The organism is Salinispora mooreana, from assembly GCF_000379065.1.
GTDB classification, from domain to species: domain Bacteria; phylum Actinomycetota; class Actinomycetes; order Mycobacteriales; family Micromonosporaceae; genus Micromonospora; species Micromonospora mooreana.
In genome coordinates this window covers 4,140,145-4,151,271 of the sequence record NZ_KB900614.1, presented here as the reverse complement: position 1 = coordinate 4,151,271, position 11,127 = coordinate 4,140,145, and the positions used below count along the sequence as shown (strand labels likewise).

Genomic DNA, 11,127 nt, shown 5'->3' with positions numbered 1-11,127 from the left:
TCACCGCCGGGTCGCGCGGCGACGACGGCCGATGCGTCGGGCAGCGGCGGTGGCGGCAAGACCGGTGGCCAGGGCGAGCCCGGCACCGGCCCGGCGCAGGATACGGTCCTGACGGTTGGCGCGGGCCAGCGCGTCGGCGTACGGGATGGTGGTGTGCGCGACCATCGCGTACAGCGGCACCCAGCGTTGCGGTAACAACCGGGCGAGCAGTCGGTCGGCGGCAGCGGAGGCGCTGTAGCCGAACCGGTGCACCCGATCTCGCAGATCCTCGAAGTTGGTGGTGGACAGGTCCGCGAGCACATCGGTGTGCGGCTTCCGCGCCGCCTCGTAGGCGGCCAGCGCGGTGGCCCGGTCGGGGTGGGCGGTGAGACACTCGTCGAGCACCATGCAGTCCTCGAAAGCCGAGTTCATGCCCTGGCCGTAGAACGGGTAGACAGCATGTGCGGCATCACCGATCAGCACCACCCGGTCCGCGTACCGCCAGGGGGCGGTCCGGACGGTGACCAGGTGCCCGACCGGGTTCTCGGTGATCTCCCGGACCAGGTCGGGCATCAGCTCCTCCGCGTCCGGAAAGCGCTGGCGGAAGAAGTCCCGTACCGCCGTTGGGGTGTCGAGGGCGGCGAAACTCACCGGGCCCTCGTACGCCATGAAGAGCGTGCAGGTCAGCGAGGCGTCCCGGTTGGGGTGAGCGACCATCATCGCCTCGTGACCGGGCCAGACGTGCAGCGCCTCCAGTCGGACCCGGGGCTGACCGTCGACACCGACCGGGATGGTCAGCTCCTTGTATCCCCAGGGCAGGAACTCCTGGGCATGGTTGGCACGCAGCCCGTGCTGCAGCTCCTGCCGGACCGTGGAGAATGCCCCGTCGGCACCGACGATCAGGTCCGCGGTGACTGTTCTCGGCTCACCGCCGGCGGTGGACGCGACCTGCACGACGCCGGTCTCCCGATCCAGGCTGGTCAGGAGGTGATCGAAGTGGAACCGCACCTCCGGTTCGGCTTCGGCGGCGGTCACCACCAGCGAAATCAGCTCCTCCCGGAGTACCGAGTGGAGGATCTCGTGCTCGCGCACCCCGTACGGCTGGACGCGCACCCCGCCCTCCGGCGAGTGCACCACCCGTTCGCGCATCGGCACGCTGTGCTTGAGCACGTCGGCGAGGAGCCCGACCCCGTCCAGCGCCCGCATGCCCCGGGCGGAGAGCCCCAGGTTGATCGACCGGCCCTCCGGGCGGGCCAGCGCGGAACGGGGGTCCGGGCGTCGCTCGAAGACGTCCACCTCGTGGCCCTGCCGGGCGAGGTACAGCGCGACGAGTGAACCGGCCAGGCCGGCCCCGACGACGACCACACGTTCTCTGCGCCTGTTCATATGCCCTCCTCGGCGATCAGACTTTCCAGAAGCTCGTCAACCTCGCGGTCGGAGAGATCGTCGAGCGAGGCGAGTAGGTGTTGTGGGCTGGTGTCGGCAGGACCGATCCGGTGCGACTCGCCGGGGGAGCCCGCGGCGGCGAGCTGGACCGCGAGCTCGGCGACGGTGGGCGCGGCGAATAGGCTCCGCAGCGCCAGCTCGACGCCGAAGCTGGTGCGGATGCGGGCGATCAGCCGGGTCGCGGTGAGGGAGTGCCCGCCCAGGGCGAAGAAGTTGTCGTGCACGCCGACCTCGGTGCGGCCGAGCACGTCCTGCCAGAGCGTGGTGAGCTGCACTTCGGCTGGGGTACGGGGGGCGGTCGGGCCGCTACCGGTAGTCTCCCGCCAGGTCGGCTCGGGCAGCGCCCGCCGGTCCAGTTTGCCGCTCGCGGTGCGGGGCAGCGTGTCGAGCGGGACCAGCGTGGCCGGCACCATGTGCGCTGGCAGCCGCCGGGCCAGACCGGCTCGGATCGCTGGCCAGACCGCGGCCGGGTCAACGGCGGCGGGCTCGGTGACCGCGTACGCGGCCAGCCGGACGTCGTCGTCGACGCCCCAGGTGGTCACCACGGCGTCCCGGATGCCGGGCTGGTCGCGCAGCGCTGACTCGATCTCGCCGAGTTCGATCCGGAATCCCCGCACCTTGACCTGCTGGTCGGCGCGGCCGTGGTAGGCGAGACGCCCGTTCGGGAGCCGACGGGCCAGGTCGCCGGTGGCGTAGAGCCGCCCGCCGGGGCTCGGGCTGAACGGGTCGGGGCGAAACCGGGCCGCGGTACGACCCGGGTCACCGTGGTAACCGCGTGCCACTCCGGTGCCGCCAATGTGGATCTCACCGACCACACCGTCCGGGACGGGCTGACCGGCGGGGTCAAGCAGCTGGATCCGGGTGTTGGCGAGGGGACTCCCCAGGTCGACCGGGCCGGCTTCCCCCACCAACCCGGCCGAGGAGTAGACGGTGGTCTCCGACGGTCCGTACCCGTTGATGACCCGGGCGCCGTCGGCGCGCAACGCGTCGGCCAAGTCGCGGGCCAGCGCCTCGCCACCGCTGATCCGCAGCCGCACCCCGGCGGGTACGCCGGCTGCGGTGACCAGCATCCGCCAGGTCGCTGGGGTGGCCTGGAGGACGGTGACACCTCGCTGCCCGCAGGCCGTCCGTAACAGGGTGGCGTCCTGAGCGGTCGCCGCATCGAGGATCTCGACCCGCGCCCCGGCCAAGAGCGGCAGCACCAGCTCCACCAGGGAGATGTCGAAGGCCGGGGTGGTGATTGCCGCGACTCGGTCGTCGGCGGTGAGCCCGAACAGGCGGTGACAGCCGACCAGGTGGTTGATCACCGAACGGTGCGTGACCACGACGCCCTTGGGCGCGCCCGTGGAGCCGGAGGTGTAGAGCAGGTAGGCGAGGCCGTCCGGGTGGCCGACGACTGGTGGCGGGTCGGTCGGCAGGTCCGGGTCGAGCTGATCAACCCGGAGCACCACCGGGGTGGTGCCGGCAGCGGCGATGGCATCGCTGATCAGGGGCATCCCGGCGGGATCGGTGAGCAGCACCGGCGGAGCCGCGTCGGCCAGCATGGTGGCCAGCCGACCGACGGGCAATGCCGGGTCGAGCGGCAGGTAGCCACCGCCGGCCCGCCAGACGGCGAGGAGCGCGGCCACCAGGTCGGTGTGCCGGCCAAGGCAGAGCCCGACCGGGACGTCTGGTCCGACGCCGTGTGCGCGAAGCAGATGGGCGAGGCGGTTGACGCGAGTGGCGAGGTCCCGGTGGCGCAGCACGCCATCCGGGCCGGTTACCGCGACCGCGCCCGGGTCGGTCGGTGCGAACCGGTCGAGTAGTTCACCGACGCTGGCCACGTCGGGCAGGGGCAGTTCGGTGTCGTTGCCCTCCCGCAGGAGCTGCGCCCGTTCGGCCGGGTCGAGCAGGGGTAGCTCGCGGACGGGGGTGCCGGGCCGGTCGAGAGCGGCGGCGAGCAGGGTGAGATACCGCTGCGCGATGCGGCGGATCCGGTTCGCCTCGTAGCGATCGGTGCGGTAGGTGAGGCGACCACGCAGCCCTTCGGGACGGTCCTCCACGGTGAGGGTGAGGTCGAACTTGACCGTGCCGTTCTCCCAGAGCTGGGGGGCGATTCGCAGCCCCGCCGCCGTGGCTTCCGGCGGTGGCTCGTCGAGGGCGAACATCACCTGCACCAGCGGGCTGTGGGCGAGGCTGCGGGTCGGGGCGAGTCGGTCCACGATCCGATCGAAGGGCACGTCCTGCCGCGTCTGCGCGGCGATGCTCGAGGCGCGGGCCTGGGCGAGGAGATCGGTGAAGTCGGACCGGTCGGTGAAGCGGGCCCGCAGGGCGAGGGTGTTGGCGAAGAAGCCCACCACATTCCGGGTCTCCGGCCGGGTGCGCCCGGCGACCGGGACCGCCACCAGCAGGTCGTCGGCGCCGGTGAGCCGATGCAGAAGGGTCTGGAAGCCGGCCAGGAGCCGGGTGAACAGGGTGCCGTCCCGGCTCGCCCGCAGCCGGGCGGTCAACTCGTCGGGGATGTCGAAGACCACCTCGCCGCCGGCGTCGGACTGCTCACCCGGATCGGGCGATGCGGCTGGTGATGCCGGCGTTGTTGACCGGACCGGCGCGGTGCTCCGGTCGGCGGGAAGGTCGAGCAGGGTCGGGGCGCCTGCCAACTCCGCGTGCCAGAAGTCGATGTCGGCCGCGAAGGCACCGCGGTCGGCCTGCTCCCGCTGCCAGGCCGCGAAGTCCGCGTACCGCACCTGCGGTGCAGGCAGGTCCGGCGGGGTACCGGCGACCGCCGCCGCGTACCCGGCAGCCAGCTCGCGGAAGAGGATGTCGAACGACCACCCGTCGGCGAGACCGTGGTGCACCACGATGGTGAGTACGTGCTTCTCGCGGCTGCGTCGGACGAGTCCGAACCGGGCCAACGGGCCGGTTGCCAGGTCGAAGGGTGCCCGGGCAGCCGCGTTCACCAGCTCCCGCCCGGCATCGTCGGATTCGGCGTCCACGACCGACAGCCGGACCGGTGCGGCGGGCCCGACCAGCTGGGCCGGCTCTCCGTCGACTGAGGTGAAGTGAGTCCGGAGGGTTTCGTGCCGGTTGACCAGCCAGCTCAACGTCGACTCCAACGCGGCCACATCGAGCGGGCCGGTCAGCTCGACCGCCCAGGCGATGTGGTAGGTCGCCGCTCCCGGCGTCAGCTGGTCGAGCATCCACAACCGGCGCTGGCCGAGCGAGGCCGGCAGGAGGTGGGTCGCGGTGCTCGTACCCGCGCCGGACCGCGTTGGCGTCGGACCATCCGGCAGTCGGCGGACCCCGGCGTTGGCCGGCTGCGCCCCGGCACGCTCGCCGAGGATGCCGGCCAGCCGGGCGAGGGTGGGGTGTTCGTAGACGAGACGTACGGGCAGGTCCACCCCGAACCGGTCGGCGACGACGAAGGTCAGCCGGGTGGCGAGCAGGGAGTTTCCGCCGAGCGCGAAGAAGTCATCGTCTGGGGCGGAGGGGCTGCTACCGAGGAGATCGGCCCAGAGGGCCGCCAGGCGTACCTGAACCGGATCAGTCACTTCGGTGCCGAGCCGAGCCGCGGGCGGCTCCGGCCGGGGCAGCGCCCGCCGGTCGATCTTGCCGTTGCGGGTCAGGGGCAGTGCGGGAAGGACCAGGTATCCCCCCGGTCGGAGGTGGGCCGGCAGCCGGTCGGCCGCGTACTCGGCCAGCTCCTGGGAGGTCGGGGCTGACGTGCCGGGACGGGGCGTCAGGTACGCCAGCAACCGGCGCCGTTCCCCCTCCCCGTCAACCAGGACAGCGGCGTCCCCGACGGCGGGGTGCGCCCGCAGCGCCGCCGCGACCTCGCCCGGCTCGACCCGGAACCCGCGGATCTTCACCTGTTCGTCGATGCGGCCAAGAAAGTCGAGGGTGCCGTCCGGCCGCCAGCGGACCCGGTCCCCGGTGCGGTACATCCGGGACCCCGGGCGGGGGTCGAACGGATCGGGAAGGAATGCCGCCGCCGTGGCCCCGGGGCGACCGAGGTATCCCCGGGCGACCCCGGTACCGCCGGTGTACAGCTCTCCGGGAACCCCGACCGGCACTTGCCGCCCCGCCGGATCGAGAACGTACACGGTGCTCCCGGGCACCGCCCGGCCGATCGGCACCGGGTCCGGCACCGCCTCCGGGTCGGTCATCGGGTGCACGCAGGTGAAGGTGGTGTTCTCGGTTGGCCCGTACCCATTGATCAGAACGGCCCCGTCCCGCACTCGCAGTGCCCGACGGACCGCCTCCGGGGCGAGCACGTCCCCGCCCGCGAGGAGCTGCCCGACCCCGGCGAGGCAGTCCGGGTCGAACTCCACCAGTTGGTGGAAGAGCCCGGCGGTCAGCCAGAGGACTGAGATCCGTTCCCGGCGAAGCAGCCGGGCCAGCTCGGTGAGTTCCAGCGCACCGGGTGGGGCCAGCACCAGCCGGGCCCCGTTGGAAAGCGCACCCCAGATCTCCAGGGTCGCCGCGTCGAAGGCGACCGGAGCGAGTTGAAGGACCGTCTCGGTGGGCCCCAGGCGCAGGTAGCCAGGCTGGTGGACCAGGCGGACCACGGCGGAGTGGGCAACGGCGACCCCCTTCGGCGTGCCGGTGGAGCCGGAGGTGAAGTTGATGTAGGCGAGGCCAGCGGGGTGAAGTCGCCGCGGCGTGACGCCGATTGACGCGGTGGGACCGGTTGACGCGGTGGGGCCGGGCTGGTCCAGACGGAACAGCCGCCTGGCGCCGGGCAGCTCGCCGTTGGCCAGCACCGGCGGGTCCCCGGCGATGGCGAGCAACTGCCGGATCCGCGCTGGTGGGTCGGCTGGGTCAAGAGGCAGATACGCACCACCGGCCTTGAGTACGGCGAGCAGGGTGACGACGAGTTCCACCGAGCGGGGAAGGGCCACCGCCACCGGTTCATCCGGGCGGATTCCCCCGGCGACGAGCCGGTGGGCCAGGCTATCGGCCCGCTCAGTCAACTCACGGTAGGTGAGCGTTTCGCCGTCAGCACCGGCCACCGCGACCGCGTCCGGCTGCCGACGCGCCACGGCGGCCACGAGGTCCGGTACGGTGCTGGCGACTGCGGTGGTGAGTGTCGGGTCCAGGTCGTTAGCGGTGCCGATGGGCCCTGCCCACACTATGCACTCCTTCGCGTCGCAACACCGAAAGACAGCTACAGAACAGCGGAACGGAGGATGACAATTCCGCCGGCCCGTGTCGAGCGGAACTCATGGCCGGAGATGGAAAGAAACTACGAGTACTATTCAAGACCTGTCAACCAACCGACAAGCCTGACCTGAGCCGCTTAACGGCCAGCCGACAGCCGCTGGGCGATCCGGTTATTTTCGGGACAATGCGAACCATCTCCCGGCCCCACGCCACACGGGAGTAGCCGCCCACGAAGAAATGACCCGGCCGAAGAAAGTGACCGGTATCGAAGAAATAACCGCGGGCGCCCCGGTTGCCCGGCACGCCCGCGGCGGTAGCAGGGTGCGCGCGGGTCAGCCCTGTGTCTGTAGCCACTCCCGCAGCCCCCGCGGGCGCAGGTCGGTCCAGACCTCGTCGATGTGCGCGAGGCAGCTGGCGCGATCGCCGCTGAAGCCCACCGTGCGCCATCCGGCCGGAAGCTCCGACCCGTCTGGCCAGATCGAGTACTGCTCTTCGTCGTTCATTACCACGTGATAAGGGCGCGGATCCTCGGATTTTTCCATCGACACTCTCCATGGGGAGTACTGCCACAAGTTAGCCGGAAACTATACCGCCCTATTCGGTCGGCCCGGGTTGACCGATCGTCGCCTGTTCGATCATCCGATCGCCCGCGGAAATCAGACCGAGAGTGTGAACACCATCGGTGAAGCGGCAGACTCAAAAAAGTGGCCATACACCCACTTCAGGTATTTCGAGCAATATAGCAGTTGATAGCTAATTGTCAGGCCAACTGTGTGGTATCACAACGACCCGATAGAAACACCTTTAAGCACCCACGCTGCGGTGCGGCCACTGTGGCCACAGCCCTACTTGGAGCGGCCCTGCTGGGGCTCACCGCCACCCCCGCGCCGGTTTCGGCGGACAAGGTGACCCTGCCCCTCGCCGACTCCGACCTGGCGGAGAGCCGCAGCGACCGTCAGCGCGAACCGGCGCGGTCTGCCCCGCACGACACTCGCCTGAACAAGTTTTCATCAGCTCTTCTCGATTCCGAAGCAACATGGTTACATCACTATGTGTCGTTGATTGGAGCGCTCCCAAGGACACCCGAGACAAGGAGGTAGAGCATGAGACGCCTGTTCCAGGCGCTGACCGTACTCGCGGTCGCTGCCACCGCCGCGCTGGTCGCCGCAGCGCCGGCACAAGCCGCGACGATCTGCGAGCAATATGGCACCACCACCATCCAGGACAAGTACATCGTCCAGAACAACCGCTGGGGCAGCGCCGCCGAGCAGTGCATCGACACCACCAACAGTGGCTTCCAGATCACCTCGCAGCAGGGTTCCACCTCCACCTCCGGGCCCCCGCTCTCCTACCCGTCGGTGGTGCTCGGCTGCCACTACCAGAACTGCTCACCCGGGACCAACCTGCCGGCGCAGCTCAGCCAGGTCAGCAGCGTCCCGTCCGCGATCAGTTACGGGTATGCGGGCGGCACCTACAACGCCACGTACGACATCTGGATGGACCCGACACCGAAGACCGACGGGGTGAGCCAGATGGAGATCATGATCTGGTTCCACCGACAGGGCTCGATCCAGCCGATCGGCGGTCCGGTCGGCAACACCTCGGTGGGGGGTCGTAACTGGGAGGTCTGGCAGGGGAACAACGGTGGTAACGACGTCGTCTCCTACCTCGCACCGGCAACCATCAACAGCTGGTCGTTCAACGTCAAGGACTTCATCGACGACGTCGTCGCGCGGACCCAGGTCACCAACGACTGGTACCTGACCAGCCTGCAGGCGGGCTTCGAACCGTGGAACGGCGGCGTCGGGCTGGCTGTCAACAACTTCTCCGCCGACGTGAACACCGGAACAAGCCCCCAGCCGGGTGACGGCGGCACGATCGTCGGCCAGGACAGCGGACGATGCCTGGACATCCTGGACCTCGGCACCGCCGACGGCACCCCGATCCAGCTCTGGGACTGCACCGCACACTGGAACCAGCTCTGGAGCCGCACCGGTAACACCTTCGTCAACCCACAGACCGGCAAGTGCCTCGACGTCTCCGGCGGGTCCACCGCCAACGGCGCCCGGGTGCAGCTCTACACCTGCAACGGCACCGGAGCCCAGAACTGGCAGGTCAACGGCGATGGCACCATCACCAACCCGCAGTCGGGCAAGTGCCTTGACGCGGTGGAGCAGGGCATTGGCAACGGCACCCGGCTCCAGATCTGGGACTGCTTCGGCGGTGGCGGCACCCAGCCCAATCAGGTCTGGACGGTCGGCGGCGGCACACCCTCGCCCCCAGGCGACGACCAGACCCCGTTGGCGATCAACGGCCAGCTGTACGTCTGTGGGGTGAACCTGTGCAACCAGTACAACCAGCCGATCCAGCTACGCGGCATGAGCACCCACGGCCTGCAGTGGTTCAACAACTGCTACAACGAGGCCTCGCTCAACGTGCTGGCCGACGAGTGGCGGGCTGACCTGTTCCGGATCGCCATGTACGTGCAGGAGGGGGGCTACGAGACCAACCCGCCGTGGTTCACCAACCGGGTCAACGAGCTCGTGGACGAGGCCGAGGAGCGCGGTCTCTACGCGATGATCGACTTCCACACGCTGACGCCGGGCGACCCGATGTACAACCTCGATCGGGCGAAGACCTTCTTCGCCTCCGTCGCTTCTCGCAACGCCAACAAGAAGAACGTCATCTACGAGATCGCCAACGAGCCCAACGGGGTCGGCTGGGGCACCATCAAGAGCTACGCCGAGCAGGTCATCCCGGTGATCCGGGCCAACGATCCGGACGCCGTGATCATCGTTGGCACCCGCGGTTGGTCCTCGCTCGGCGTCTCCGAGGGATCCAACGCCGACGAGGTCATCAACAATCCGGTCAACGCCAGCAACATCATGTACGCGTTCCACTTCTACGCCGCGTCCCACAAGGACTTCTACCGTGCCGAGGTGCAGCGTGCCGCGGCGACACTCCCTCTGTTCGTCACGGAGTTCGGCACCGTCGACCACACCGGCGATGGTGGGGTTGACGTGGGCAGCACCAACGCCTGGATCAACCTGCTCGACCAGCTGAAGATCGGCTACGCGAACTGGACCTACTCCGACGCCAACGAGGGCAGCGGGGCGTTCCAGCCCGGAACCTGCAACAGCGGCCACTTCTCCGGGACATCGAACCTCACCGCCTCCGGCAATCTCCTCCGCAGCCGGATCAGTACCCCCGACAACTTCCCGACGAGCTGACCTCGGCCTGACTCCGGTTGGCTCGTGGCCGGCGGCGGGAGGCTTTCCCAGCCTCACCCGCCGCTGGCCACGGCCACCGCCGGCCGACTTCTCGCTCTCCACTACCTGCGAGGTAGCGCCATACTCCTGCTGGCCGCCGGTGGCTGACACCACCAGGTCAACCCCCGCGCGTCACCAGGTGACCAGGAGTTCTGCGGGGCCGTGCGTGCGGAAGGTCGGGCGCCAGCGGACCTGCGCCACGGGTACGGCGAGCGCCAGGCCGGGCAGTCGCCGACCCAGCACGGTCAGCGCCTCCTCGGCCTCGACGCGGGCCAGGGCCGCACCGAGGCAGAAGTGGGGGCCGTTGCCGAAGGCCAGCCGCGTGGCGCTACCGTCCACCCCCCGGGTGGCGGCGGCGATGCTGAGCAGCACGGTGTCGCCGGCCGGGATCGTGGCGCCGCCGATGGCCATCTCCTCGGTGGGGAAGCGACGAACGGCCACGGGTGCAGGAGGTTCGAGGCGCAGCGTCTCCTCAATCGCCTCGAGAATTCGCGCCTCGCGGATTCCACCGCGGTCGAGTAGGCGCAGCACGGTCGAGGCGATCAGGTTGGCGGTGTTCTCGTACCCGGCGAACAGGATCAGGAAGGCCAGTGAGGTGAGCTCGTCCCGGGTGAGCCGGTCCCCGTCCTGCTCGATGGTGACCAGGGCACTCAGCAGGTCGTCGCCGGGTTGCTGCTGCTTCGCGGCGATCAGGTTGACGACGTAGCCGTGCAGTTCGACAACCGTCCGCCGGATGGCGGCTCGGTCCGGCGGGTAGCTGGTGAGCATCGTGTCGGTCCAGGTACGCAGATCTGTGCGACCACCTTCCGGTACGCCCATCAGGTCGGCGATGACCTGGACGGACAGCGGGGTGCAGTAGCCGGTAACCAGGTCAACGGGGCCGCCCGCGGTGACCAGGGCGTCCAGGAGATGCTCAGCGGTTCGCCGGATCCGGGGACGTAGCGCGGCGACCCGCTGCGGGCTGAACGCCGGGCCGACCAGGCGGCGCAGCCGGGTGTGGTCGGGTGCGTCCAGGTTGAGCAGGTTCGCATCGAGGGCTGGCGGCAGCGCGAAACCGGACCAGCCGCCCCGGCTGTGCCTTCGGTTGAGGGCCAGGCGGGGGTCAGCCAGCGCCCGGGAGACCAGTTCCGGGTCGGTGACCAGCCAGGCCAGGGAGGAGTCCGGCAGCAGTACCTGATGCACGTCTCCGGTTTTGCGAAACTCGTCGTACTCCTGCCCGAGTCGCACGCCGGAACGGGGAATCGGGGCCAGCTCCGCCCTCATCGGCTGCTCTTGAGACATCAGGCCAGAG

The 11,127-nt window shown here is 69.7% G+C and carries 5 protein-coding genes; 1 reads left to right on the top strand and 4 read right to left on the bottom strand.

Translation table 11 applies throughout. The features are described 5' to 3' along the window. The 3 genes from SALPAC6_RS0119835 to SALPAC6_RS0119825 all read right to left on the bottom strand — a co-directional run bounded on the left by SALPAC6_RS0119835 (position 1) and on the right by SALPAC6_RS0119825 (position 7,109). Positions 1-1,365, bottom strand: a complete 1,365-nt coding sequence (locus SALPAC6_RS0119835; RefSeq protein ID WP_026189878.1) for an FAD-dependent oxidoreductase — start codon at positions 1,363-1,365, stop codon at positions 1-3. Beyond that, positions 1,362-6,536 (bottom strand): non-ribosomal peptide synthetase, encoded by a 5,175-nt coding sequence (locus SALPAC6_RS0119830; protein WP_018255087.1) that lies wholly within the window; start codon positions 6,534-6,536, stop codon positions 1,362-1,364. The genes SALPAC6_RS0119835 and SALPAC6_RS0119830 overlap by 4 nt, the downstream gene beginning before the upstream one ends. A gap of 363 nt (positions 6,537-6,899) precedes the next feature. Then, positions 6,900-7,109 (bottom strand): MbtH family protein, encoded by a 210-nt coding sequence (locus SALPAC6_RS0119825; RefSeq protein WP_026189877.1) that lies wholly within the window; start codon positions 7,107-7,109, stop codon positions 6,900-6,902. A gap of 561 nt (positions 7,110-7,670) precedes the next feature. On the opposite strand from SALPAC6_RS0119825, the gene SALPAC6_RS31425 reads away from it, so the two are divergent. Next, entirely contained in the window at positions 7,671-9,797 is a 2,127-nt protein-coding gene (locus SALPAC6_RS31425) for a cellulase family glycosylhydrolase (RefSeq protein ID WP_026189876.1), read from the top strand. A 171-nt stretch (positions 9,798-9,968) separates the two neighbouring features. On the opposite strand, the gene SALPAC6_RS0119815 is transcribed toward SALPAC6_RS31425, so the two are convergent. Beyond that, positions 9,969-11,117, bottom strand: coding sequence for a cytochrome P450 family protein (locus tag SALPAC6_RS0119815; RefSeq protein WP_033666665.1), 1,149 nt, complete (start codon positions 11,115-11,117; stop codon positions 9,969-9,971). Positions 11,118-11,127 lie beyond the last annotated feature (10 nt).